The following is a 26,493-nucleotide window of genomic DNA, read 5'->3' on the forward strand; positions in this document are numbered from 1 at the left end:
ATAATTTATTATGCTATTGCTAGGATCACATGTATCAATGAATGGAAAGAAAATGCTTTTAGGTTCTGCTGAAGAAGCCGCAAGTTACAACGCCAGTACTTTTATGATTTATACTGGTGCGCCGCAAAATACGAGAAGAAAAGCCATCGAAGACATGAATATTGAAGCAGGAACAGCTTTTATGAAAGAAAAAGATTTATCTAATATCGTTGTTCATGCTCCTTACATTATTAATTTAGGGAATACTTTAAAACCTGAGAACTTTGCTTTTGGTGTTGAATTTTTGAGAGCAGAGATCGTTCGGGCAGAAGCTTTAGGAGCCAGACAAATCACAATGCATCCTGGAGCACATGTAGGGCAAGGTGCAGATGCAGCTATCGCTCAAATCATCAAAGGACTAAACGAAGTGCTCCACAAGGACCAACTTGCACAAATTGCTTTAGAAACTATGTCAGGAAAAGGAACCGAAATAGGGCGTACATTTGATGAGTTAGCAAAAATTATTGATGGTGTAACTTTAAATGAAAAGTTGTCTATTACGATGGATACTTGTCACATTAATGATGCTGGATATAATGTAAAAGAAGATTTTGATGGCGTCTTGGAAGAATTCGATCGCATCATTGGATTAGACCGGTTAAAAGTAGTTCATGTCAATGATTCAAAAAACAGTCAAGGAAGCCACAAAGACCGGCATGCCAATATCGGTTTCGGGACGATCGGCTTTGATGCATTAAATGCGGTCGTTCATCATTCTAAACTAGAAAATCTCCCTAAAATTTTAGAAACGCCTTATGTAGGAGAAGATAAGAAAGATAAAAAAGCCCCTTATGGGTATGAAATCAATATGTTGAAAAAACAAACCTTTAATCCGCATTTATTAGAAGATATTGCTAATCAAACCGGTTATTAAAGTTCTAAAAGAAGACCCGAGAGAAAAAACTTCTCTTGAGTCTTCTTTTTTTAAAAACTCTTTTCACTTTATTTTCTAAACAGAAAAGTTTATGGCATACTTAAAAAAAGAGAAAAAAAGGAAAGGAGGAGGAAAAAAATGAAGAGAAAGATAGGCAGCAGCCTATTTCTATTACTGTTATTTTTCTGTTGGCCAGTCAAAGCAGCAGCGGCAGATTATTCTATTGAAGCCTATAAAGTAGACGTTTCGATTTTAGAAAATGGTACTGCAGTCTTTGACCATGCAATAACGTACGATTTTGATGGAGCTTTTAATGGTTTCTTGTACACTCTAGACTATGCTGGCTATCAGCAACCCACAGATATTGAAGTGACTGTAGCAGATGAAAATGGAAGAGAATCTCAGCCATTTAAACTGAATTCTTCCCAATCACCTGGAACGTTTACATTGAGTGAAGGAATAGATTTCTTGAATTTCACAGTTTATCAACCAGGTAAAAATAGAGAAAAAACAGTTCATTATAAATATAAAGTTCCTGAAATGATTGTCAACTATCTTGATACAGCAGAGTTTAATCATAAAGTAATCGGTGGAGGTTGGGACGACACATTGGAAAATGTGGAAATCGTTATCCATTTGCCGCAAGCAGTAGCAGATAAAGAACTGAAGGCTTGGGCTCATGGGACATTGACTGGGTCTTTAGACATTAAAAATAATCAGACTGTACATTTAACGGTTGCCTCCAATCCAAGTCATCAGTTTATCGAAGCACATCTTGTCTTTCCGACATATGTAACACCGCTTAACCCCAATACAAAAGACCAAAAAGCTTTAGCATCCATTATGGCGCAGGAACAACAATTGGCAAATGAAGCCAACGCTAAAAGAATGCGTATTTTTTGGGTAGTTATTATCTTGAGTGTTTTATCCGTTGTAAGTTTGATTGGTGGAATGGTTTGGATAAGGATTTTAGCAAGAAAAGAAAAGCAAGAAGACATCTTTTTGCCCACTCATCTTTATGAATTGCCGGCAGATATCACACCGGCTGTCATGTACAGTGCAACTAACAACCAGAAACCACGTCCAGTGGATTTAACGGCAACAATTATGGATTTGGTTCGAAAAAAACAAATTTATTTGACAGAAATGAATAAAAAAGATAAAAAGGGAAAAGAAATAAAAGAATCAACTTTCCTGATTACCCGTCTTCCGCACTCCGACACACTTTCTTTGCTGCCACATGAGAGATATGCAATGAAGTGGCTTTTAAAAGTTATTGGAAATGGAAAAGAAGTTAGTTTGCAAACAATTGAAGACTATGGCAAAAAAAATCCTGCAAAAGCTAAGAAATTTAACGAAGCTTATCAAAAATGGCAAGGTATGGTCAAAAATAAAGCAGATGAATTAGGTTATCTTTCTACTTACAATGCACGTGCTCTAGGAATCACCGTCTTAACAAGTGTATTATTGTTTGCAACAAGCCTGGCTGCCTTGATCGTCATGGGCGTGTCTGATGCTTTTTATGGTGGGCCACTAATTATTACCGTAGGTTGTTTTATCATCAGTCTTTTTCAATGGATTGGTGTCTTGCCACTCAGAACAACAGCAGGAAAACGAGCGGATAAAGAGTGGAAAGCCTTTAAGAAAATGTTGCAAGATGTCAGTAATTTGAATATGGCAGAAGTAGCTTCCCTGGTTTTATGGGACCATTTTCTGGTTTATGCTATTTCTTTAGGAGTTTCCAAAAAAGTTATCAAAGCTTTAAAAATTCAATTTCCTAAAGAAGATATCGGTACAATGAATGTTGGCCATTATTATCTTTACGGCTCAACTTTTTCTTCCTCTGCATTTCAGACTAGTTTTGAAAGTAGTTTTAATCATGCTGTGGGTCATGCGATCAACAATGCAAGCAGCGGCAGCGGATCTGGCGGAGGATTCAGTAGCGGATCATCGGGCGGCGGCGGCGGAGGTTCCGGCGGCGGAGCTTTCTAAACCGATGAAACAGTAAAATAATTTTTTTCCTACTTAAGTCTCATACCTTTTTATTTGTTTTGAGGTAAACTTAAGTTATGATGAGGTAGAGTAAAATGATATTTATTCGCTAATACACTCATAAATAGTCAACAGAAAGAAGGAATAGAAGATGAAAAAAAGTGTTAAAATAATCATAGGTGTTGTCATCGCGTTACTTATTTTAGTCGTTCCGTTTGTCAGTTCGTATAACGGTTTGATACAAGAAGAAAGTAATGTAGACGTAGCTTGGTCACAAGTGGAATCTCAGTTGCAGCGTCGGAACGACTTGATTCCTAACTTGGTTAACTCCGTTAAAGGCGCAATGAATCAAGAACAAGCTGTTTTTGGAGATATTGCTGATGCACGTGCTCAGTTAGGCGGGGCTGATACTGTAGAAGAAAAAATCGATGCTAACAACGAAATGAGTTCAGCTTTATCAAGATTGTTAGTTGTCGTAGAGAATTATCCTGAACTAAAGTCTAATGAAAATGTTACAGCTTTGATGGACGAACTAGCTGGAACTGAAAACCGAGTTGCCGTTGAAAGACAACGCTACAATGAAGCCGTTCAAGGATACAATAATCGTGTTAGACGCTTCCCGGGTTCAATCATCGCAAGTATGACCGGATTTGAAAAGAAACCTTATTTTAAAGCTGTAGAGGGCGCTGAGACAGCTCCTGAAGTAAACTTTGATTAATCAACGAATATTTTTATTAAAGGAGGAACATGTGTGAAAAGAATCTGGAAAAGCAGCCTGATTTTTCGCTTTGTGATTGCGTGCGGCCTAATGTTTCTTTACTTCACTCCGCTTAACGTCCACGCAGCTCCTAATTACCCAGATCCTTCTACTGAATTCTATGTGTATGATGAAGCTGATCTTCTTTCTCCTGAGACCGAAAAGTTGATTATAGATGTGAACAAACATTATGAGGATACTACTGAACAACCTCAAGTCGTAGTAGCGACAGTCGATAGTCTAGAAGGCGTATCAATTGATGAGTATGCGGTAGAGTTATTCGAAAAATGGGGTATAGGTGGAAAGAAATTAGATAATGGCGTATTGGTTTTAATGTCTGCTCAAGAACGTGAAATTCGGTTTGAAGTTGGATATGGCTTAGAAGGGGCACTAACAGACAGTGGCACAGGAGCTATCTTAGATCGAAATATTGAAGACTTAAAAAACAATCAGTTCGATACAGCTTTAAAAAATATATTTACTGAAACAGCTATCAAAGTAAATAAAGAATACCAATTCGACAATGATGTGATTTTTTCGGGACATCAAGTTGATGAGTCACAATACGATGATGGCGGAACAAGTTTTTCTCCTGTTATTATCATTTTAATCGTTTTCTTTTTTGCAAGTAGTTTTTTTGGTGGCGGTGGCGGCAAAGGCGGTCCCGGTGGACGACGTTCTAGCAGCATCTTGCCTTTCCTTATCGGCATGTCCGCTGGAGGAAGCAACCGCGGTGGTTTCGGTGGCGGTGGCGGCTTTGGAGGAGGCGGCGGCTTCGGCGGCGGAGGTAGATCCGGCGGAGGCGGCTCAAGCCGAGGATTCTAATACTAACTTTAAATATCAGAAACAATGACTAAACATCAAAAGACACCAGCTCTCATAACGAGGGTTGGTGTCTTTTTTTAGCATAGCATTAAGGATCAGAAATCCTGTTTGTTGTGATTAATCTCTAAGGTGTTAACGATAATAGCAGCTGTTTCCTCAATAGATTTAGTAGCAACGTTGATTACCAGACAACCCAATTTTTCATACAATTCTTTAGCGAAAGCCAGTTCTTCGTCAATCCGGTCGATTCTTGAGTAAGCTGTTTCAGGATTTAATCCATAAGCAATCATTCGCTCGCGCCGAATAGAGTTTAAAATTTTTCGGTCATTGGTTAACCCAACTATTTTTTTAGGGTCAACTTGCCACAATAAATCAGGAATGTGAGCTTCCGGAACGAGTGGAAGATTGGCCACTTTATAGTTTTGGTTGGCTAAAAACATACTCAAAGGTGTCTTTGAAGTTCTTGAAATTCCCAAAATCACAATATCTGCTTCCAAAAAACCATTAGGATCACGACCGTCGTCATACTTTACAGCGAATTCAATTGCGCTGATGCGATTAAAGTAACTGTCATCTAACTGATGTAAGGCTCCTGGTTTTTTTAAAGCTTGCTGATGAGAACGATGCTCAATTTCTTGCACAACCGGATTTAAGATATCGAAACAAAATAACTTGTGCTCTTGACAGAATTTAGCTACAATGTCGTTTAAATTATTGGAGATAAGCGTATGAAGAATTAAAGCATTATCTTTATGTGCTTTTTCCAATATTGATACTAGTGTATCTTCTCCTCGAATAAAAGGATAAGCAGATACATTTGCATTAACTTCTGGAAATTGAGCCATTGCTGCTCTACCTAATGTATTAGCAGTTCCACCAACAGAGTCCGAAATGATATAGATATTGATTTCTTCATTTTCCGTCATTTTTCCCCTCTTTTCTGAACGATACAGCTAACGGTAAAAACCAATTGCGTTACGTTCTGAATATCCGTCACATTCATTATACCTGACTTGTTAACAGAAAAACAGCGGGAACCAAGAGAGAACAGCTGCCTTGCTTAATATCTTTAAAATGCGTTATAATAGACGATAATCAGTGAATGATTTAAAGGAGACGAAGAATAGATATGACTGCTGTTGAAAAAGCTATTGAAACATTGAAAAAAAACGGATATAAATATACTGATAAACGTGAACAAATACTGTCCATTTTTGCAAATGAAAATCGTTATCTGCCTGCTAAAGATGTGCACGTCCTCTTAAAAGAAAGTTATCCTACAATCAGTTATGATACCATTTATCGTAATCTTTATACTTTTGTCGGTTTAGACGTGCTCGAAGAAACAGAATTAAATGGTGAGAAAATGTTCCGCTTTGGATGTATGCATGAAGGTCACCACCATCACTTTATTTGTACAACATGTGGAATGACAAAAAATATTGAAATGTGTCCTATGAATTTTTTTGAAGAACAATTGACGGGTTGCGAAATTGATTCTCATCGCTTTGAGATTTTTGGGAAATGCGAAAAATGTTCGAAAAAGAGGCCTAAATAAAAATTTCCAGCATTTTATTCATAAAAGTGTTTTTCTCTTTTTAGAGCTTGCTAATCGTTATTTACCGTGATTTGTCATAGCTATCCCAACGTTTTTTTCTAAAACGTTTCACTGTTTTTCGAATAAAAAACAAATACCTTATTGACGTAAAAAAATACATTCGATATAATAAAGAAGGACAGTTCTTATTTATACAAGTTTCTTTATTTTGTATAAGAAATAACGGTTACTTTTACAAGCACGGAGGGAGGGAATTTACTATGTCAAAAACAGTTATTAAGAAAAATGAATCTCTTGATGATGCTCTTCGTCGCTTCAAACGCACCGTTTCAAAAACTGGTACTTTGCAAGAAGCCCGTAAACGCGAATTCTACGAAAAACCAAGTGTGAAACGTAAGAAGAAATCTGAGGCGGCTAGAAAACGTAAGTTCTAATCAGATAACGCAGAAGAATTGAGGGTGAGAAAGTCTTGTCACTTCTAACAACCATAAATCAAGATGTCAAAACAGCCATGAAAGCTAAAGATAAAGAAACTTTAGGTGTCCTGCGCATGTTAAAAGCTGCATTACAAAACGAACAAATTAAAACAGGTAATGAATTGAGTGAGGATGAAGAACTAACAGTTCTTTCTCGCGAAATGAAACAACGTCGTGAATCTCTTGTTGAATTTCAAAATGCCAATCGCGAAGATTTGGTTGAACAGACACAAAGAGCCATCACTTTAGTTGAAAAATATTTACCTCAACAGTTTACTGAAGAAGAACTAAAAGCGATTGTTACAGAAGCCATAGCGAAAGTGAATGCTACATCCATGAAAGACTTCGGTAAAGTTATGGGTGCTGTTATGCCTTTAACCAAAGGTAAAGCAGACGGAAATGAGATCAATCGTCTAGTTAAAGAACAGTTAAACTAATTCGATAGATAAAAGCAAAGGATACGTCCTTGGCTTTTATCTTTTTTTATGTAAAAAAATGATAAAAAGAAACCAAAACACGCAGAAGCAGTTTAATTATGCTAAAATAAGAATACGCTTTAAGAACAGCAGTTAATCCTCTGTTTAAACATAAAACAAGTTATTATTTTGATAAATAAACTCACAATGAAGGAGTGTCGGTTGTTTGACCAAGTTAACGAACGAAACCAATGATTTTCAATTGAAAAATCCTGATAGTGCGGGTGCTTTATTTGGCGCTCAAGACAAACACTTGAAATTGCTTGAAGAGTCAATGGAAGTGGTCATCAATAGCCGAGGTGATCGAGTAGAAATCATTGGCACTGAAAAACAAGCTAATTTAACGGAAAAAATTTTGACCCAATTACAGGAATTATTCGAACGTGGCATCCGTATCAGTCAAACCGATGTCGTTACCGCAATCAAGATGGCTCAAAACGGTACCTTAAATTATTTTATCAGTATGTACGAAGAAGAAATTGGAAAAGACTTTACTGGAAAGCCTATTCGTGCTAAAAATTTTGGCCAAAGAGAATACGTTCAATCAGTAAAAAAACACGATATCGTTTTTGGTATCGGACCTGCTGGAACAGGTAAAACTTATTTGGCCGTAGTGATGGCTATTGCTGCTTTGAAAAAAGGGGAAGTTAAAAAAATTATTTTAACTCGTCCAGCCGTTGAAGCTGGTGAAAATTTAGGCTTTTTACCCGGTGATTTGAAAGAAAAAGTCGATCCTTATTTGAGACCAATCTACGATGCGCTTTATAGCCTTTTTGGTATAGAACATACGGCACGTTTGATGGATCGTGGAGTCATTGAAATTGCTCCACTCGCTTATATGCGCGGTCGGACGCTAGATGATGCTTTTGTCATTTTAGATGAAGCTCAAAATACAACAATCTCTCAAATGAAAATGTTTTTAACTCGTTTAGGTTTTGGGTCTAAGATGATCATCAATGGTGATGTCACACAAATTGATTTGCCAAGAGGAGCCCAAAGCGGGTTGATCCATGCTGAAAAAATTTTACGCAATGTTAAAAACATTGATTTTGTTTACTTTGATTCAAAAGATGTTGTAAGACACCCCGTAGTGGCAAGTATTATCGAAGCTTACAGTGCAGAAAAGGAAGAAGCTTTATTAAGCCAAAAAGATTCAACAGAATAACCGGTGAATAATTTGAGCTAGGATGTGAATAAATGAAGGGTCATTTAACCAATGTGCAAAAAAGAATGGGGAAAACTTATATCCCGTTTGTTCTTATTCTTTTTTCTGCCTTTCTTTTCTTTATTATGTTCAGCAACGTTAAGCCTAAAGCTTTGAAAATCCATTTGTATCAAGTAGCTGAAGAAACCATTCGGGCTCAAACGACTGTTGAAGATACTGAAAAAACAGAAGAAAATCGACAAATTGCTGCAGACAACGTTACTCCAGTTTTTTCTTATAATGCCGATCTGAATGGAATCCAAACAGAGAAAATCCAATTGTTGTTCGCTGCTATTGAAGACGTGAATAAATTAGCAGACGAACAGTATCAAGAGAAACTGTCTAAAGAAAAAGCTGCTCTCGAAGCTAAGAAGAAAGAGGATAAAGCCTCGGAGGCAGAGGTAACGCGCTTAACGCCGCAAGAGAAATTGAGTTTATTTAACGAAAAGCTGATCGCAATCGATGATGCTACCAAAACTTTTATTCAGAGCTTGCCTGAATGGGTCATTCTCGACCTTTTAGATGCCTCTGAAACCGTTAGAAAACAAATAGAAGACGCGACTACTGATATTGTTTCAGAGTCAATGTCAAAGCCGATCAAACTTGATGAACTTAGCAAAGTTAAACAAGAATCAAGCACACGTTTAGATTATTGGGATCTAACAACCAATGATCAAAGAATCGCAAGTTTGATTATTGATAATACCATTGTAGAAAATAATATTTACAATGAAAAAGCCACTCAAGAGCAGCGGAAAGCAGCAAGTGCCAATGTCCAACCGGCTTTGATACTGCAAGGGCAGGTTATTGTTCAAGAAGGACATGTGGTTGATAGCAACGCCATGCACCAAATGAAATTATTGGGACTACTAGACGCTAAACCTTCTTATCAAATGATTTACGGGCTGGCTTTGCTGATTTTAGCTCAGGCCTTGGTCTTATTCTATCTAGGGAAATCTAAAAAAGATCCTTCAGTAAAACAAGGTCATGAAATCACATTATATGCTTTCACAATGATTGGAGCTTTACTGATCTTGAAAGGTTTACAATTAATGCAAAATGCTGATATCAGCAATGTAAGTTTATTGTATCCTACAGCTTTAGCGCCAGTGTTATTAACGGCTTTTATTTCTAGACGCTACGGGATTGTTTCCAATGGATTTTTAGCTGCCTTTTCAGTTTTTATTTTTAAAGCTGATACTGGGACAAGCTTCAGTATTGTTTTAGCGTTGTTTTATTTATTAAGCGGAATGATGGGTACGATGATCACACGAAAAAGAATTGCTAGTCAATTCTGGAATACATTCATTTGGACAACGTTATTTAATGCATTATTTATCAGTTCGTTTATTTTATACTTAAATATGCCGTTCTTTACTAAAAAATCGCTTTTGATGGTGGCATTTGCTTTAGCAGGCGGACTGCTTTCTTATTTCCTAGCCGTGATCCTTTCGCCTTATGTGGAAGTTCTTTTTGAAGAGAATGCGGTATTGACGTTAACAGAGTTAGAGAATCCAAATAGCCCTTTACTTAAAGAGTTGGTCACAAAAGCCCCGGGAACTTATCACCATAGTTTAATGGTAGCAAATTTAAGCGCTAATGCAGTAGGTGCTATTGGAGGAGATTCATTATTTGCCAGAGTTGCTTGTTATTATCATGATGTTGGAAAACTAAGGCATTCCCTTTTCTTTGTAGAAAACTTGTCTCCCGGGATGGAGAATCCACATGACTTATTAACACCATTTGAAAGCAAAGAGATTATTTTCGGCCATGTGAGTGAAGGTATAAAAATGTTAGAAGAAGCTAAAATGCCTCAAACCATCATTGATATTTGCGCACAGCATCATGGAACAACTTTAATGAAGTTTTTTTACATCAAAGCCAAAGAACTGGATCCTGAGGTAAAAGAAAGCGACTTTAGGTACCCAGGCCCTAAACCGCAAACAAAAGAAGCAGCAGTTATTACCATTGCTGACAGCGCGGAAGCAGCTGTACGCTCCATGTCAAACCCTTCTAAAAAAGCCATTGAAGAATTCATTCACCAACTTATTAACGGTCGGATCGCGGATGGGCAATTTGATGAATGCGATATTTCGATGAAAGAATTAAAAATTGTTGAGCATTCTATTTGTGAAGGGTTGAATGGAACGTTTCATTCAAGAATTGAGTATCCAAATTTTAAAAAAAAAACCGATTTAAAAGTGACTGAATAAACAATTAGAAGGGACCGTTTAATTTATGGAAATAGATTTATTCGATGAAACGGATAAAGTAACGAAAGAGCAGCAAGAGTTGGTTCATTCTTTGCTTGAATTTGCAGGAAAACACATCCATTTAGCTGAAAATACTGAAATGTCGGTTCTGTTTGTCGATAATCAAAGAATACAAGAAATCAATCGTGAGTACCGCTTTAAGGATCAACCAACAGATGTCATCAGTTTTGCGCTTGAAGATGAAGTCGAAGATGATTTTTCAATGAGCTTAGCCGGTTTTGAAGGTATTGTCCCTAATAATATAGGAGATATTATCATCTCAATTGAAAAAACAGCAGACCAAGCAGTAGAATACGGTCATTCCTTTGATCGTGAACTTGGCTTTCTTGCTCTTCATGGTTTTTTACATTTAAATGGTTACGACCACATGGAACCAGAAGAAGAAAAAGTGATGTTTGGTATGCAGAAAGAGATATTGGATGCATATGGACTTGAAAGATAATAAGCAGAATTGGAAAAACTCACGGTTTATCGACTCTTTTAAATATGCTTTTAAAGGTGTTCAAACAGTCTTTCAAGAAGAGCGCAATATGCGAACTCATGTTTTTTTAGGAACGTTTGTTTTGATCGCTTGCCTTTTTCTTCATTTGCAACCATCAGAATGGCTGTGGATGATTTTAAGCATTTTTTTGGTATTGGTTATAGAAGTATTGAATACGATCATTGAAAATGTGGTCGATCTTGTTACGGATAACCATTTCCACCCGCTTGCGAAGAAAGCAAAAGATATGGCCGCAGCTGCGGTTTTAATAACTGCAGGTTTTGCGGTTATCGTAGCTTTAATTGTGTTATTGCCGAAGATTTGGAAACTACTATTCTAAAGGAGAATGAAAATATGAAACTAAACCAAGTTATGACAGAAAAACTGATTGACGGTGCTACAAAAATGTTGGAAAAAGCTTATGTACCTTATTCTCATTTTCCAGTTGGGGCATCCCTGTTAACGAGTGATGGAGAAATTTATAACGGATGCAACATTGAGAATGCTTCATTTGGACTTTCTAATTGTGCCGAAAGAACGGCTATTTTCAAAGCTGTCTCTGAAGGAAAGAAACAATTTGATTATTTAGTGGTTACAGGCGGAACGGAAGATCCTATTTCTCCTTGTGGCGCTTGCCGTCAAGTTATGGTAGAATTTTTTGAGCCAGATATGCCTGTATTGTTGACCAATACAAAAGGCGATAAATTCGAAACTACTGTTAAAGAACTTTTACCGGGAGCGTTTCGATCGGAGGATATGAATTAATGAAAAATACAATTGAACACAAATCGGGCTTCGTCTCGATTGTCGGGCGTCCAAATGTCGGGAAATCAACGTTATTAAACCGGATCGTCGGCCAAAAAATTGCGATTATGAGCGATAAAGCTCAAACAACTCGTAATAAAATTCAAGGAATCTATACCACAGAAGATTCACAAATTATTTTTATAGATACACCAGGAATTCATAAACCAAAACACCGTTTAGGCGACTTCATGGTAGAATCAGCATTAAGCAGTTTTAAAGGGGTCGATACCATTCTTTTCATGGTAAATGCGGCTGAGAAACGTGGTCCAGGAGACAATTTTATTATTGACAAGTTAAAAGACGTTCATACTCCAGTATTCTTGCTTATTAATAAAATTGATGAGATCCATCCTGATAAGTTGCTTGAAATTATTGACGATTATAGAACTCAAATGGATTTTGCACAAATCGTACCGATCTCCGCTACTGAAGGAAATAACGTTGACACGTTGCTTTCAGAAGTTACAAATTATTTGCCTGAAGGACCGCAATTTTATCCTGAAGATCAAGTAACGGATCACCCTGAGTATTTTATTGTCTCAGAATTGATTCGCGAAAAAGTTTTGCAATTGACTCGGGAAGAAGTGCCGCATTCAGTTGCTGTTGTTGTAGAAAGTATGCAACGAAATGAACTGGGTAAAGTCCAAGTTCATGCAGCCATTATTGTTGAGCGTTCGAGCCAAAAGGGCATCATCATTGGAAAAGGCGGGAAGATGTTAAAAGACATTGGAATCCGTGCTCGTCGCGATATCGAAGTTCTTTTAGGAGACAAAATCTATTTAGATCTTTGGGTCAAAGTACAAAAAGACTGGCGTGACCGTCAAACCAATTTACAAGATTTTGGTTACCGCAAAGACGATTATTGATCAACCGGATGTATTGAACTAAGAAAATCTCACTTTGGTGAGGTTTTCTTTTCTATCCTGTTTTTTAATGAAAGGAGGTCTAGGAGTGGCTGAGTTACAAGATACAGAAGGTATCGTCATTTCTGCACGCAATTACCGGGAAAATGATCGTTTAGTCAAAATTTTTACAGAACGCTATGGCAAACGCATGTTTTTCATTAAAGGAACCAGAAAGGCCAACAGCAAGTTAAAAGCAGCTGTTTTACCCTTCACTACCGCTACCTATATTGCCGATATCAAAGACGAAGGACTTTGTTTTATCCGCGATGCTAAAGACTTGGTTCATTTAAATCATTTGCACACGGATATCTTTTTAAATGCTTATGCAACCTATATCTTAAGTTTAGCGGATGCTGCTCTTGAAGATGGTCGACCAGATCCAACACTCTTTCATAAGATCAAACAACTGCTGTTTGAAATTGACGAAGGTACCGATCCCGAAATTTTAGTAAATATTTTTGAAGTTCAAGTGCTACCTTATTTTGGTGTGGCTCCTGAATGGCGGGGCTGTCGTATCTGCGGCAATACAACAGGGCCTTTTGATTATTCAGGCAGTTACGGCGGATTGCTTTGCCGCGAACATTGGGGGTTAGATCAGCACCGCTATCACGCCAGTCAAAGAGCTATTTACTTCCTAAGGCTCTTTTCGGTTGTGTCAATGGATAAATTAGGGACCATTAATGTAAAAGATGAAACAAAACGTGAGATTCGGACGGTTTTGGATATGATTTACGATGAATCGGTTGGGATAAAATTAAAAAGCAAACGATTTATTGATCAAATGCACACATGGGGAAACATGCTTACCGAAAAACGCACGGATCCTCCCGAAACTGACTGAATGGCTTGAAAAAAAGATTGACAAGTGCTTCCTTCAAAGGATATGATGAGTTTAATTAAATAAACAGTGTTGAAAGAAATAAAAGTAGATTTCTCGTAATCTAATTCAGCGAATTTGGGATAGTGTGAGCCAAAGATAGAAGAGATTTTGAAAGGCATTCTTGAGCTGTCCAACAAAGATGCTAGTTTTTAACGAAGCTAGAATTAGGGTGGAACCGCGATGATAAATCGTCCCTATGCTGATCTAAACGTCAGCATAGGGACTTTTTTGTTTATTTTAACTTAAAAAGGCATAAAAACTAAAGGAGTGAGTGAGATGAATCAAGAAAAATTAACTTTTCAAGAAATCATTTTAACATTGCAAAATTATTGGTCTGATAAAGGTTGTTTATTAATGCAATCTTATGACACGGAAAAAGGCGCCGGCACCATGAGTCCTTATACTTTTTTAAGAGCCATTGGGCCAGAACCATGGAATGCAGCATATGTAGAACCATCCAGACGTCCAGCTGATGGCCGTTACGGCGAAAACCCTAATCGTTTATTTCAACACCACCAATTTCAAGTTGTCATGAAACCTTCACCTGAAAATATTCAAGAACTTTACTTAGAAAGCTTGGTTTTATTAGGAATTGATCCATTAAAACATGATATTCGTTTTGTTGAAGACAACTGGGAAAATCCTTCAATGGGTTGTGCTGGTTTAGGTTGGGAAGTTTGGTTAGATGGAATGGAAATTACACAGTTCACTTACTTCCAGCAAGTCGGAGGACTAGATTGTTATCCTGTAACCAGCGAAATTACGTATGGTTTAGAACGTTTGGCTTCTTATATCCAAGAAGTAGACAGTGTATACGATATCGAATGGACGAAAGGTGTAAAATATGGAGAAATTTTCATTCAACCTGAGTACGAACATTCAACCTATGCTTTTGAAAACAGCAATCAAGAAATGCTGTTGATGTTATTTGATGAATACGAAAAAGAAGCGACGATCCAGATTGAAGCAGGCTTGGTACATCCAGCATATGATTACGTATTAAAATGCAGCCATACGTTTAACTTGCTTGATGCTAGAGGAGCCGTTTCTGTAACGGAACGAGCTGGTTACCTAGCCCGCATTCGTAAGATGGCACGCGCTATTGCCCGTGCTTTTGTAGCAGAACGTGAAAAACTTGGTTTTCCTTTGCTTCGAGATAACCAGGCTACAACTGAGGAGGTAAAGTAAGATGACGAAAAATTTATTATTAGAAATTGGACTAGAAGAAATGCCAGCACATGTTGTGACACCGGCTAGTCAACAACTTACTCAAAAAATAAAACGGTTTTTAAGCGACCACCGCTTAACTTACGGCGAAGTTTTATCTTTCTCAACACCTAGAAGACTAGCTGTCATTGTTAAAGATCTTGCTGAAAAACAAACAGATATCCAAGAGTCTGCTAAAGGTCCAGCAAAAAAAATAGCTTTAGATGCTGAGGGAAACTGGAGCAAGGCTGCTATAGGATTTGCTAGAGGACAAGGAATGACTGTCGAGGATATCTATTTTAAAGAACTAAAAGGGATCGAATACGTTCATGTAGACAAATTTATTGCTGGGAAAGCAGCTAAAGATATTTTATCTAAATTACACGAAGTGATTACCTCAATGACTTTTCCAGTTAGCATGAACTGGGCTAACTATCATTTCAAATACATTCGTCCGATTCATTGGATCACAGCTATGTTAGACGAAGAAGTTATCCCATTCCGTTTATTGGATATTGAAACTTCTAATACGAGCCGTGGACACCGCTTTTTAGGAAAAGAAACAACTTTTGCAACCGCTCTGGACTATGAAGCCAATTTAGAAAAAGAATTCGTGATTGCTGACAGCTTTAAACGCCAGCAGCTGATTGTTTCTCAAATTGAAACTATTGCAAAAGAAAACCAATGGAAAGTCACTATTGTCCCTGATTTATTAGAAGAAATCATCAACTTAGTTGAATACCCTACAGCTTTTTACGGCAAGTTCAATCCTGAGTATCTAAAACTTCCAGAAGAAGTGCTGATCACTTCCATGCGGGATCACCAACGCTATGTTGATGTTTCGGACCAGGCTGGTACATTGCTGCCTTATTTTATTTCCGTACGGAATGGCAATGCGAACTACATTGAGAATGTTGCAAAAGGAAATGAAAAAGTTTTAACTGCTCGGTTAGATGACGCTAATTTCTTTTTTGAAGAAGATAAGAAGTTGAGCATTCAAGAATGTGTTGAACGTTTAACTCAAGTTACTTTTCATGAAAAAATAGGGTCTGTTTATGACAAAATGCAGCGTGTTCGTTCATTTGCTCAAATTATTGGCCAAAAAGTAGGTTTAACCGATGAAGAAACAGCTGATTTAAACCGGGCAGCAGAAATTTATAAATTTGATTTGGTAACGAACGTTGTAGGTGAATTCCCAGAACTGCAAGGTATCATGGGTGAGAAGTATGCTTTGTTACAAGGAGAATCGCCTGCAGTAGCAAAAGCCATTCGTGAACACTACATGCCAATTTCGAGTGAAGGCGAGTTGCCTACTTCCGCTGTTGGTGCAGTATTAGCCATTGCGGACAAATTAGATAGTGTCATGTCTTTCTTTGCAGTCGGAAAAATTCCGACCGGTTCTAATGACCCGTATGCTTTAAGGCGCCAAACGTTTGGTATTGTCCGTATTGTTGAAGCCCAAGGATGGTTCTTCCCACTCAATACGCTTAGAAGAGACATGGCCGCTAGTTTACGAACCACTTCTAAAGAATTACTCCAAGGGTATGAACAAAGCGGTAAAGAGGTACTTGATTTTGTGAAAGCAAGAATCCGCCAATTGCTGCTCAATGAAAAAATTCGTCATGATGTTATTGATGCTGCTTTGCAATCCAATCAAGAAGACTTGATCGAAATGGTCAAAGTGGGACGTATTTTAGAGCAACATCTTCAAGATACTCAATTCAAACCAACAATCGAGTCATTGACACGGGTATTGAATCTAGCTAAAAAAGGCAAAGAATTGATTGAAGGAACCGTTCCAAGAGTCGATGAAACCTTGTTTGAAACCCATTCGGAAAAAGAATTGTCTGAGCGTGTGGCAAAAATAGAAACGGACTTCCATCAACTAGATATGGAAAGCAAGTATCAAGCATTGGAAAGCTTGCATCCCGCAATAGATGCTTTCTTTGATGAAAATATGGTTATGGCAGATGATGAAAGAATTCGAAATAACCGGTTGGCTTTATTGATGAAAATCGCTCAACTGACGCTTTCTTTTGCAAGTGTTGATCAATTGATCGTTAAGTAGAACTGAATCTTTTACTTTTTGCTCCACTAAGGATATGCTTTCCTTAGTGGAGTTTTTGCTTTCCTAAAAAAATCAAAACGAGCGGAGGGAATAGTTATGTTAAGAATGAAGCGTGTGTACGAAGAAGCAGAAAAAGCTGATCATTATCGTATTTTAGTGGATCGCATTTGGCCACGAGGCCTATCAAAAGAAAAAGCCAACTTGGATGAGTGGGAGAAAGAAATTGCACCTTCAACGGAGCTGCGTAAAGCTTTTAATCACGATCCTAAAAAATTCGATCAATTCAAAAAAGATTATTTAGCAGAGTTAAAAGAAAACCATAACAGCGATGAGTTTGTTGAAACGATCAGAAAACAGTTGAAAAAAGGAAACGTCACGTTGGTTTACGCTGCCAAAGATGTTGAGCACAACCAAGTGGTCGTCTTGCTCGAGTTTCTCGCTTCTAAAGGGATCGATAAAGCAGAGAAAAAGAATGTAAAAAAGATTGAACCTCTTTAAAACCAGCAGAACAGTTAAAGGGAAAGAGATTTAGCCTTTCTTTTGAGCTGCTGATTGCATATAATGAATAGAATAAAGTATAAAGGGGGATTTTATGTTAAAACGTTTTTTTAGTTATTACCGTCCTTATAAAAAATTATTTTTAATTGATTTTTCATGTGCTGTTTTAGCTGCGGTTTTAGAATTAGCTTTTCCGATCGTCGTTAACCGCGTAATTGATGATTTATTGCCTTCAGAAAACTGGGCCTTGATCGTCACTGCATCGCTTTCGCTATTATTCTTTTATGTGATCAACACAGCGTTACAATATGTTGTCGTATTTTTTGGGCATAAATTGGGAGTCAATATTGAAACAGATATGCGTCGAGAGCTGTATGCTCATCTACAAGGACAGCCATTCAGTTACTATGATAATAAAAAAACCGGTAAACTGATGGCTCGTTTAACCACTGATTTATTTGAGATTTCTGAGGTGGCCCACCACGGACCGGAAGATATTTTTATTACTCTTATCACCTTGACCGGTGCTTTTATATTGATGTTGACGATTCATGTCAAATTAGCGATTGCTACCTTTATCATGATTCCTTTCATTACGATTGCATTGGTATTTTTCAATAAAAGAATGACCCAAGTAAATACAATAATTTACCAGAACCTTGGAGAATTCAACGCAGGAATTGAAGCTTCAGTCAGCGGAATTCGTGAAGTCCAAGCTTTTGCTAACGAAGAGTATGAAGCTGGACGTTTCGAAAAACTGAATCAAGCTTATCGCAGTTCAAAAATTTTGTTCTATAAGATGATGGGAATCAGTTCTTCTTATAATTACTTTTTAATTCGTTTGATTAATTTGTTTGCTTTATTCTTTGGTGCATTTTATACCATTCGCGGAGAAATAACGTATGGAGATTTTGTTGGGTTTATTCTATTGGCTAATATTTTTGTGCGTCCTATCGAGAAAGTGAATACGATGATTGAAAGCTATCCAAAAGGAATTGCAGGCTTCAACCGCTTTACTGAAGAATTGGACAAAAAGCCCGCTATTCAAAATAAACCTGATGCTAAAGAGCTGCAGACGGTAAAGGGAGATATCCATTACCAACACGTTTCTTTTTGGTATGAAGATTCTAAAAAGGTACTAGACAATGTCAGCTTGTCTATTAAAGCAGGGGAAACCGTTGCTTTTGTCGGACCAAGCGGAGCCGGAAAAACCACACTTTGCAACTTATTGCCGCGCTTTTATGAAATCAACCAAGGAGAAATCACCATTGACGGAACAGATATCCGTGATGTTACCATGGAGTCTTTGAGAAGACAAATTGGTGTTGTTCAACAAGATGTTTTTTTATTTCCAGGCAGTATCCGCGAAAATATCAGTTATGGCAAATTAGACGCAAGCGAAACAGAAATTAATGCAGCTGCACGGCTGGCACATTTAGATCAAGTAATTGAAAATATGCCGCAGGGCCTAGATACTGTTATCGGGGAACGCGGAGTAAAATTATCAGGTGGGCAGAAACAACGGTTATCTATTGCGCGTATGTTTTTAAAAAATCCTCCTATTTTAATTTTAGATGAAGCTACCTCTGCTTTGGACACCGAAACAGAACTAGGGATTCAAGAGTCTTTAAATTCTTTAGCAGAAGGACGAACGACTTTGATCATTGCTCACCGTCTAGCCACTATTAAACACGCTACGCGCATTGTTGTCGTAAACGAAACAGGAATTGCTGAAGAAGGAAGTCATGAGGAATTAATGGCTTTAAATGGAGCTTATCGACGTTTATATGAAGCACAGTTTGCAAATTAAAAAAAAAATAAAAAAGATAGCTTTACATGGGTTTGTTTAGTATAATCAGCTTATTAAAATAGATCTGTTGTTTTCAAAAAACCAACACGATGGAGGAGATTCGATGGATAAGTATACCGTTTTAGCCGGATCGCTTATTTATGGTGCTATGCTGCTTAGTTTTTACAGCTTTTTTATTCGTTCTTTTATCCATAATCGAAGATCCGAAAAATTAAAACGAACGCAAGCATCGCCTGCTAAGCGTTTTCCTTTCTAGACAGTTTGCTTGCTCAACGACTGGAATAATGCTTTTTCATCTAGCGACCCAGCTGCTCTTAAATCGGAGCTGCTGGGTTTTTTAGTTCAACTTTATGTATACTGAAAATAGTGTACTAAAAACCGAAAATTGGGAAGAGGGGATTGGATCAGATGGAACCATCAGACAGAAGAAATGAAATCGTGGCTATTTTAAAAAAAGAAAATACTCCGGTCAGTGCGACTGCTTTAGCAAAACAATTACAAGTCAGCCGGCAAATTATTGTAGGCGATGTGGCGTTGATCCGCGCTTCAGGAGTGACCATTACAGCAACGCCTAAAGGATACGTTCTGCATAAACTCTCCACAACTGAACAACGCTATTTAGGGCAGCTTGCTTGTGCACATACAGCTGCTGAAACTCAGCATGAACTTTATGCGGTGGTGGATAATGGAGGAGAGCTGATTGATGTCGTTGTCGAACATCCTATTTATGGTGAGTTAACGGGGCAATTAAACATTGCTTCACGTCACGATGCCGATCTATTTTTAAAAAGCATTCATAAGACAAATGCAAATTTATTATCAGAGTTAACAGCAGGTGTTCACTTGCACACAATCGCTTGTAAAGATAAACAAACATTTATGCGGATCAAACAACAACTGGATGAATTAGGTATTTTATATCAAGATAACTAGCTGTCTTGACATCTCTTTTCAATGCATTATAATATGGTTTATACAAGTGTCTTGACACATGTAAATTATAACGATGCAGGAGAGGTTTATATGCAACACGAACGTGTACAAAAGCTAACAATTTCAGCTCTATTAGTAGCAATCGGTATTTTGATTCCCATTATTTCTCCTGTTAAAATTATTTTAGAACCGGCTTCTTTTACGTTAGGAAGCCATGTAGCTATTTTTATTGCTTTATTTATTTCACCGATGATGGCTGTCTCTGTTGCTTTAGGAACGACAGTCGGGTTTTTGATTAGCGGGTTTCCATTAGTGATCTCATTAAGAGCTTTGACCCATGTACTATTTGCTGGGGTGGGAGCTTACTGGCTGCAAAAAGACCCTGGCCTAATGAATTCTCCCATCAAAACACAACTGTATTCACTGATGATCGGTATTCTCCACGCTGTTGCAGAAGTCTTGGTTGTAGCACTCTTTTATTTTGGCGGAACTATGACGGAAGCAGATTACAGCCAAGGTTTCTTACGATCCGTATTTTTAATGGTTGGGGTGGGTACAGTTATCCATAGTATGGTTGATTTTAGCCTGGCCCACATTGTATGGAAAGCTTTGAATACACGTCAAAGTTTTGTTGCTAAAATGACAAAGTTAAGAAATAACAATTAACCATTGGGATAGACTGAGTCCTTAATCGGAATGAAATAGAAAGACGCATAAGGCCTATTTTATTTTTTTAATAAGCTGTCAGCCCAGAAGCTAACTAGTTGTTTCCGGGCTTTTTCTGTGTTACAATGAATTATGTAGAGTTCTGTCTATGAATAAATGCAAATAACTGGGTCGCACTTCTTTATTGGGTGCGACTCTTAACTACTTGCGCTCATAGAGAGATGAAAGTTTTTTGTATTTGACTGAAGAGGTGAATGGCTTGGCAATGATGATTCCGGAAGAAACCATCAATAAAGTTAGACAAGCAACAAATATTACGGATGTTGTCAGTCAATATGTACAACTTAAAAAGAAAGGTAAGAATCTATTTGGTTTTTGTCCTTTTCATGATGAGCGAACTCCGTCGTTTTCTGTGACAGAAGAAAAACAAATTTTTCATTGTTTTAGCTGTGGTCGTGGTGGAAATGTTTTTACATTTTTAATGGAAGTGGATGGGTTAAGTTTTCCAGAAGCTGTGATTAAAACTGCTGAAATCAGCCAAATCGAGTTAGAGGAATCACTCATCAATGATCGGAACACAAATCCACAAGCAACAGATTCAAAAAAAGAGCTCCTTTTAAAAGCTCATGAAGAAAGTCTAGAACTGTTTCATCATATCCTGCTCAACACAAAAATCGGCGAGCAAGCTTTAGCCTACTTAACCGATAGAGGGTTGACACGAGAAGTCATTGAAACATTTGGTATTGGTTTTGCACCGCGGGAACGAACTATGTTGCACCAATACTTAATTGGAAAAGATTATCAACCGACTCTATTAAAAGAATCGGGATTATTTGTTGAAAGAGATAACGGCGAATTATTGGATCGCTTTTACAATCGAATTATTTTCCCTATCCGCAATCAACAAGGAAAAGTCGTAGCTTTTTCTGGTCGTATCTTTGAAGTAGACGATCATGAAGACGGCCCTAAATATTTAAACAGTCCAGAAACTTATTTATTTAATAAACGTAATGTGTTGTTTAATTATGATAAAGCCCGAGCTGCTATTCGTCGCGAAAAAGAAGTCGTTTTGTTTGAAGGTTTTATGGACGTTATTGCGGCTTGGCAAGCTGGAGTTCAAAATGGAGTCGCTTCAATGGGAACAAGCCTGACAAATGAGCAAATCCATATGCTGGATCGGGTTACCGATCATGTGTTGATCGCTTATGACAGTGACAATGCTGGTATTGAGGCCGCAAAACGAGCAGCTGATTTACTTTCTGAACAAACTGATTTCGATATTGAGATCCTATCGTTTTCAGAAGGAATGGATCCGGATGATTTTATTAAAGAAAACGGCGCAGCAGCATTTAAAGAACTGTTATCGCACGGACGTACGACATTGTTTGGCTTTAAAATGAGGTATTTTAGACGATCTTTGAACTTGGCCAATGAAAGTGAACGTTTAGGTTATATTGAGAAGATTTTAACAGAAATGCTAACCATTACTTCAGCAGTTGAGCGAGAAATGTATTTCAAACAATTAGCCGCTGAATTTGATGTGTCGCTGGACTCTTTGAAAGAACAATTCCAAAAATATTTTTACGAACAACGAAATGAACGAGCTAAAGAAACGAAACGGAATACACCTAGTAGTCCTGAAATTCGTTCAACGACATTTCCGCAAGTTCAAAACCAACGGCGTAAAATTGATTCAACGGAACGTGCAGAACAATTATTGTTGAATCGCCTGTTTCATTTTGAAGAAGCTTGGATACAACTCAAAAATTTACCCAATGAATTTCATTTTGTTCATGACGATTACCAAATGCTGTATATTTTGTATGAGAGCTTTTTAGATCATGCCCAAAGTGATACATCTATTGAAGCATTTATTGATTTTGTTAAAGAATCCAGTTTAAAAAGCAAGTTGGTTGAAATCGAACTATTGTCGGTCAGCGAAGAGATGACGGCACGAGAAATCGAGGATTACATTGATGTTATTTCTAGAAAATCTATTTTACAATCTCAGTTAAAAGAGAAGCAGGAAGCGATGACTGAAGCATCCCGAAGAGGCGATCAAGCCCAACTTCGGACATTAATGATTGAAGTCGTAAACTTATCGCGTTCATTAAAAAACAGTTGATTAAGTAAGAATAAAGTGAGATTGAAAAGGGAGGCATTTTTTAATGGCTGAAGAAAAAAAAGGACTAACATTATCTTATAAAGATGCGATAAAGGCATTAATTAAAGAATATAAACCAAAAGGAACCATTCATTACGATGAATTAACGAATCAATTAGCTGTTCCGTATACATTGGATGCTGACAAAATGGACGCTTTGATCCAACAAGTGGAAGATGCCGGAATTGGCGTAGTAGGAGACGACGGCGGTCCAACAGTGCGTCAGATGCTTGCTAAAGAACGCAAAGAAGAAGCAGAAAAACCAGAAGATTTGACTGCTCCTCCAGGAGTGAAAATCAATGACCCTGTCAGAATGTATTTAAAAGAAATCGGCCGTGTCAATTTACTGACTGCCGCTGAAGAAGTTATGTTAGCTAAAAAAATTGAAGTCGGTGACCAAGAAGCGAAGCAACGGTTGGCAGAAGCTAACTTGCGTTTAGTTGTTAGTATCGCTAAGCGGTATGTTGGTCGGGGTATGCAATTCTTAGATTTAATTCAAGAAGGAAACATGGGACTAATGAAAGCTGTTGAGAAATTCGATTACACTAAAGGATTTAAATTCTCAACCTATGCCACTTGGTGGATTCGTCAAGCAATCACGCGTGCCATCGCTGACCAAGCGCGTACGATCCGAATTCCAGTACACATGGTGGAAACCATCAATAAATTGATTCGTATCCAACGTCAATTGCTGCAAGATTTAGGCAGAGAACCAACTCCTGAAGAAATTGGAGCAGAAATGGATTTGCCAACTGAAAAAGTTCGTGAAATTCTAAAAATTGCTCAAGAACCTGTTTCTTTAGAAACTCCGATTGGTGAAGAAGATGATTCACATTTGGGCGACTTTATTGAAGACCATGATGCAACAAGTCCTGCAGAAAATGCTGCTTACGAACTATTGAAAGAACAATTAGAAGACGTATTGGACACTTTGACTGATCGTGAAGAAAATGTCTTACGGTTGCGTTTTGGGTTAGATGACGGCCGTACGAGAACATTAGAAGAAGTGGGTAAAGTGTTTGGCGTAACGAGAGAACGGATTCGTCAAATCGAAGCCAAAGCCTTACGTAAATTGCGTCATCCAAGTCGTTCAAAACAATTGAAAGACTTTTTAGAATAAACCAAGCATCAAAGCCAAACAGATGGAGTCGCATTTGTTTGGCTTTTTTTGTCGGTATTACTACAGCATACTCGCTAAAAAACTGGTATAATGAAAAAGTATGACTGAACGAACGAAGGGACGAGATACTATGTTATCATTTGAAGAAAAAAAAGCTCTTTTTGAAGAGTATCCAGAATTAACAGCTGCACCGGTTTCTTTAAATCGGATCAACTACCATTTTGAAGACAGTGCAGTAGCTAAAACGATGGTAATCCGTTTTCTGCACCCTAATGGCAATGCTTTTGTTTATGCCGGTTATTTGCCTAAAGAAGAAACAGATAAAGGTTATTTATCCATCCGGGATGCGGATGAGAAGACCATTCGTGAATTAGTGGATAAAGCCATTGCTTATTTGAAAAAAACAGCTGATGGTTATGAAGAAGGATACTCAGAATTATGGTTTGATCAAAGAGGCGATGTCTTACGATTGATTTACGATAATCCCATGTGGTCGGTGACCCTTCCTAATGATAAAATAGAAGGAATTTTTAAAACAAAAGAAGCAGCTGAAGGGTATTTAATGGATGAGGACTTTTTTAAAGGTTCATAACCTTAGAAGTTTAGAATAATTTTTATTACAAAGAAAGAAGTGACACCAACTAAATGGATACAAAAAAATTGTCGTTGCGTTTAGAAAAAGTTGCTAGCTATGTACAACCCGGAGCTCGCTTAGCCGATATTGGTTCGGATCACGCCTATTTGCCTTGTGCGCTTGCTGCTGCAGGTAGAATTGAATCAGCTATTGCTGGTGAAATTATTGAAGGCCCGTTTCAAATCGCGACTAAACAAGTGGAGCGTTTAGGTTTACAAAAAATGGTCACCGTACGTTTAGGGGACGGCTTAACGATTATTGATCCAGAGAGCGATCAGCTGACAGCTATTACTATTTGCGGCATGGGTGGTGCCTTGATCGCCTCTATTTTAGAAGAAGGAAAACAGCTGAAAAAGTTAACCGGCAAAGAACGCTTGATTTTACAGCCTAATAAAGACGAAGCAGAGTTAAGGACCTGGTTGGTAAAGCATGGTTACCAAATGATGCACGAAGCATTATTAGAAGAAAGCGGCAAACTATATGAAATTATGGTTGCTGAAAAAGCTAACTTTCTTCCAGTCGTTGCGACCGAAGCTGATATTGCCTTTGGCTTTCACTTAAGGAAAGAAAAATCGCCGATCTTTATTAAAAAATGGCAAAATGAATTAGCAAAAAATACACAAATTTTAGCTGATTTATCTAAGTCAGCTACTGAACAATCAGCAAAAATGAACTGCTTTAAAGCTAGAATCGATAACATTGAGGAGCTGTTAAGATGATAACGATTTATGGAAATGACTTGATCAATAAATTCGAAACATTTGCACCAAAGCACTTAGCAGAAGAGGGAGATCCAATCGGGTTAGCCATTGGGACGTTAGCTAAACCCATCAAAAAAGTGATGGTTACGTTAGACGTTCGCCCAGAAGTCGTGCAAGAAGCCATTGAACAACAAGTGGATTTGATTTTTTCTCATCATCCGCCGCTGTTTCGTCCTGTTAAAAACTTGGTAACCGATCAGCCTCAAAATAAAATGTATGCTGAGTTATTAAAGAACGACATAGCCGTATATTCAGCTCACACGAACTTAGATGTAGCAACAAATGGAATGAATGCCTGGTTAGCGAAAGCGATTGGTTTGAACAATACCGAAATCATGTCCGTCACCAAACGCGAAAGTTACAAAAATTTAGTTGTGTTTGTGCCAGTGGAAAATCAAGAACAAGTACTAACTGCTTTAACAAAAGCAGGCGCAGGAAAAATAGGACCAAATTACCAAGATTGTTCTTATACGGTCGAAGGTACTGGACGTTTCACACCGGTAAATCAAGCCGATCCAACGATTGGACAATTGGGTCAAGCTGAAAAAGTTCATGAAGCACGAATCGAAGTAGTCTTTCCCAAAAGACTAACTGCAAAGATCGAACAGGCTTTGTTTGCATCTCATCCTTACGAAGAACCTGCATACGATATTTATACAATTGAGAACTATGTTGATGAATATGGTTTAGGACGAGTAGGAAACTTAGCGGAACCTCTTTCAGTTTCAGATTTTGCTGAAAAGATAAAAAGTGTTTTTGGCGTTACAGGGTTGCGCTATGTGACCGATGACGCGTCTCAATTCATTCACCGCGTAGCGATTTGCGGCGGAGATGGCGGAAAATTTTATCCTGCTGCTATCAAAAAAGGAGCTCAAGTATATATTACTGGAGATGTTTACTACCATACTGCTCATGACATGTTAGCAGAAGGGTTGTCTGTCATTGACCCAGGGCACCATATTGAGAGTGTTTGCAAAGCAGAGCTGCAACAGCTCTTTACTAAATGGAGCCAAGAAATGGATTGGGATTTAGAAATTATCCAATCTAATCTGAATACCGATCCTTATCAATTCATTTAATCACAAT

The 26,493-nt window shown here is 37.8% G+C and carries 27 protein-coding genes; 26 read left to right on the forward strand and 1 reads right to left on the reverse strand.

Annotation, left to right across the window (positions count from 1 at the left end; genetic code table 11):
• The first annotated feature begins 10 nt into the window (after window positions 1-10).
• The 4 genes from JHE06_RS06030 to JHE06_RS12315 all read left to right on the forward strand — a co-directional run bounded on the left by JHE06_RS06030 (window position 11) and on the right by JHE06_RS12315 (window position 4,487).
• Window positions 11-913 carry a deoxyribonuclease IV gene (locus tag JHE06_RS06030; RefSeq protein ID WP_058918546.1) on the forward strand — a complete coding sequence of 301 codons (903 nt, stop codon included), beginning with the start codon at window positions 11-13 and terminating at the stop codon, window positions 911-913.
• 138 nt (window positions 914-1,051) lie between these two features.
• Window positions 1,052-2,905 carry a DUF2207 domain-containing protein gene (locus JHE06_RS06035; RefSeq protein WP_058918547.1) on the forward strand — a complete coding sequence of 618 codons (1,854 nt, stop codon included), beginning with the start codon at window positions 1,052-1,054 and terminating at the stop codon, window positions 2,903-2,905.
• A gap of 151 nt (window positions 2,906-3,056) precedes the next feature.
• Complete coding sequence (locus tag JHE06_RS06040) at window positions 3,057-3,623, forward strand: LemA family protein (protein ID WP_058918548.1); 567 nt, start codon at window positions 3,057-3,059, stop codon at window positions 3,621-3,623.
• A gap of 33 nt (window positions 3,624-3,656) precedes the next feature.
• Window positions 3,657-4,487, forward strand: a complete 831-nt coding sequence (locus JHE06_RS12315) for a TPM domain-containing protein (protein WP_257721137.1) — start codon at window positions 3,657-3,659, stop codon at window positions 4,485-4,487.
• A gap of 95 nt (window positions 4,488-4,582) precedes the next feature.
• Here JHE06_RS12315 and JHE06_RS06050 read toward each other — a convergent pair whose 3' ends face one another.
• On the reverse strand, window positions 4,583-5,413 hold the full coding sequence (locus JHE06_RS06050; RefSeq protein ID WP_058918549.1) for a pyruvate, water dikinase regulatory protein: 831 nt from the start codon (window positions 5,411-5,413) through the stop codon (window positions 4,583-4,585).
• Between the two features lie 203 nt (window positions 5,414-5,616).
• On the opposite strand from JHE06_RS06050, the gene JHE06_RS06055 reads away from it, so the two are divergent.
• From JHE06_RS06055 to JHE06_RS06160, 22 genes are all read left to right on the forward strand, one after another.
• Window positions 5,617-6,045 (forward strand): Fur family transcriptional regulator, encoded by a 429-nt coding sequence (locus tag JHE06_RS06055; protein ID WP_058918550.1) that lies wholly within the window; start codon window positions 5,617-5,619, stop codon window positions 6,043-6,045.
• 260 nt (window positions 6,046-6,305) lie between these two features.
• The gene (gene rpsU / locus JHE06_RS06060; RefSeq protein WP_034550187.1) at window positions 6,306-6,479 is read left to right on the forward strand and encodes a 30S ribosomal protein S21; all 174 of its coding nucleotides are present in this window, start codon (window positions 6,306-6,308) and stop codon (window positions 6,477-6,479) included.
• Between the two features lie 35 nt (window positions 6,480-6,514).
• Complete coding sequence (locus tag JHE06_RS06065) at window positions 6,515-6,958, forward strand: GatB/YqeY domain-containing protein (protein WP_058918551.1); 444 nt, start codon at window positions 6,515-6,517, stop codon at window positions 6,956-6,958.
• Between the two features lie 205 nt (window positions 6,959-7,163).
• On the forward strand, window positions 7,164-8,162 hold the full coding sequence (locus tag JHE06_RS06070) for a PhoH family protein (RefSeq protein WP_442861672.1): 999 nt from the start codon (window positions 7,164-7,166) through the stop codon (window positions 8,160-8,162).
• 32 nt (window positions 8,163-8,194) lie between these two features.
• Window positions 8,195-10,414, forward strand: a complete 2,220-nt coding sequence (locus JHE06_RS06075; protein ID WP_201089864.1) for an HD family phosphohydrolase — start codon at window positions 8,195-8,197, stop codon at window positions 10,412-10,414.
• A 25-nt stretch (window positions 10,415-10,439) separates the two neighbouring features.
• Window positions 10,440-10,916 carry an rRNA maturation RNase YbeY gene (gene ybeY, locus JHE06_RS06080; RefSeq protein ID WP_201089865.1) on the forward strand — a complete coding sequence of 159 codons (477 nt, stop codon included), beginning with the start codon at window positions 10,440-10,442 and terminating at the stop codon, window positions 10,914-10,916.
• Window positions 10,900-11,295, forward strand: a complete 396-nt coding sequence (locus tag JHE06_RS06085; RefSeq protein ID WP_236253555.1) for a diacylglycerol kinase — start codon at window positions 10,900-10,902, stop codon at window positions 11,293-11,295. The genes ybeY and JHE06_RS06085 overlap by 17 nt, the downstream gene beginning before the upstream one ends.
• A gap of 14 nt (window positions 11,296-11,309) precedes the next feature.
• Window positions 11,310-11,720, forward strand: a complete 411-nt coding sequence (locus tag JHE06_RS06090; RefSeq protein ID WP_058918556.1) for a cytidine deaminase — start codon at window positions 11,310-11,312, stop codon at window positions 11,718-11,720.
• A complete protein-coding gene (gene era, locus JHE06_RS06095) occupies window positions 11,720-12,628 on the forward strand; it encodes a GTPase Era (RefSeq protein WP_201089869.1) in 909 nt (302 codons plus the stop codon). The genes JHE06_RS06090 and era overlap by 1 nt, the downstream gene beginning before the upstream one ends.
• 85 nt (window positions 12,629-12,713) lie before the next feature.
• A complete protein-coding gene (gene recO, locus JHE06_RS06100) occupies window positions 12,714-13,508 on the forward strand; it encodes a DNA repair protein RecO (protein WP_058918558.1) in 795 nt (264 codons plus the stop codon).
• A gap of 315 nt (window positions 13,509-13,823) precedes the next feature.
• The gene (gene glyQ, locus JHE06_RS06105; RefSeq protein WP_058918559.1) at window positions 13,824-14,735 is read left to right on the forward strand and encodes a glycine--tRNA ligase subunit alpha; all 912 of its coding nucleotides are present in this window, start codon (window positions 13,824-13,826) and stop codon (window positions 14,733-14,735) included.
• A gap of 1 nt (window position 14,736) precedes the next feature.
• A complete protein-coding gene (glyS, locus tag JHE06_RS06110; protein ID WP_201089871.1) occupies window positions 14,737-16,821 on the forward strand; it encodes a glycine--tRNA ligase subunit beta in 2,085 nt (694 codons plus the stop codon).
• Window positions 16,822-16,917: 96 nt separating this feature from the next.
• The gene (locus JHE06_RS06115; protein ID WP_058918561.1) at window positions 16,918-17,319 is read left to right on the forward strand and encodes a DUF488 domain-containing protein; all 402 of its coding nucleotides are present in this window, start codon (window positions 16,918-16,920) and stop codon (window positions 17,317-17,319) included.
• 94 nt (window positions 17,320-17,413) lie between these two features.
• A complete protein-coding gene (locus tag JHE06_RS06120; protein WP_058918562.1) occupies window positions 17,414-19,129 on the forward strand; it encodes an ABC transporter ATP-binding protein in 1,716 nt (571 codons plus the stop codon).
• 103 nt (window positions 19,130-19,232) lie between these two features.
• Window positions 19,233-19,385 (forward strand): hypothetical protein, encoded by a 153-nt coding sequence (locus JHE06_RS06125; RefSeq protein ID WP_156413259.1) that lies wholly within the window; start codon window positions 19,233-19,235, stop codon window positions 19,383-19,385.
• A gap of 152 nt (window positions 19,386-19,537) precedes the next feature.
• Window positions 19,538-20,062, forward strand: coding sequence for a transcription repressor NadR (locus JHE06_RS06130; protein WP_058918563.1), 525 nt, complete (start codon window positions 19,538-19,540; stop codon window positions 20,060-20,062).
• A gap of 90 nt (window positions 20,063-20,152) precedes the next feature.
• Entirely contained in the window at window positions 20,153-20,728 is a 576-nt protein-coding gene (locus JHE06_RS06135; protein WP_201089873.1) for a hypothetical protein, read from the forward strand.
• A 265-nt stretch (window positions 20,729-20,993) separates the two neighbouring features.
• A complete protein-coding gene (gene dnaG / locus JHE06_RS06140) occupies window positions 20,994-22,853 on the forward strand; it encodes a DNA primase (protein WP_231726784.1) in 1,860 nt (619 codons plus the stop codon).
• Between the two features lie 43 nt (window positions 22,854-22,896).
• The gene (rpoD, locus tag JHE06_RS06145; RefSeq protein WP_058918566.1) at window positions 22,897-24,012 is read left to right on the forward strand and encodes an RNA polymerase sigma factor RpoD; all 1,116 of its coding nucleotides are present in this window, start codon (window positions 22,897-22,899) and stop codon (window positions 24,010-24,012) included.
• 130 nt (window positions 24,013-24,142) lie between these two features.
• A complete protein-coding gene (locus JHE06_RS06150; protein ID WP_058918567.1) occupies window positions 24,143-24,604 on the forward strand; it encodes a hypothetical protein in 462 nt (153 codons plus the stop codon).
• Between the two features lie 53 nt (window positions 24,605-24,657).
• Complete coding sequence (locus tag JHE06_RS06155) at window positions 24,658-25,365, forward strand: tRNA (adenine(22)-N(1))-methyltransferase (protein WP_201089876.1); 708 nt, start codon at window positions 24,658-24,660, stop codon at window positions 25,363-25,365.
• The gene (locus JHE06_RS06160; protein ID WP_442861674.1) at window positions 25,365-26,486 is read left to right on the forward strand and encodes a Nif3-like dinuclear metal center hexameric protein; all 1,122 of its coding nucleotides are present in this window, start codon (window positions 25,365-25,367) and stop codon (window positions 26,484-26,486) included. Before JHE06_RS06155 ends, JHE06_RS06160 begins: the two co-directional genes overlap by 1 nt.
• Window positions 26,487-26,493 lie beyond the last annotated feature (7 nt).

The sequence above is a fragment of the Carnobacterium sp. CS13 genome, from assembly GCF_016653495.1.
GTDB classification, from domain to species: Bacteria; Bacillota; Bacilli; order Lactobacillales; family Carnobacteriaceae; genus Carnobacterium_A; species Carnobacterium_A antarcticum.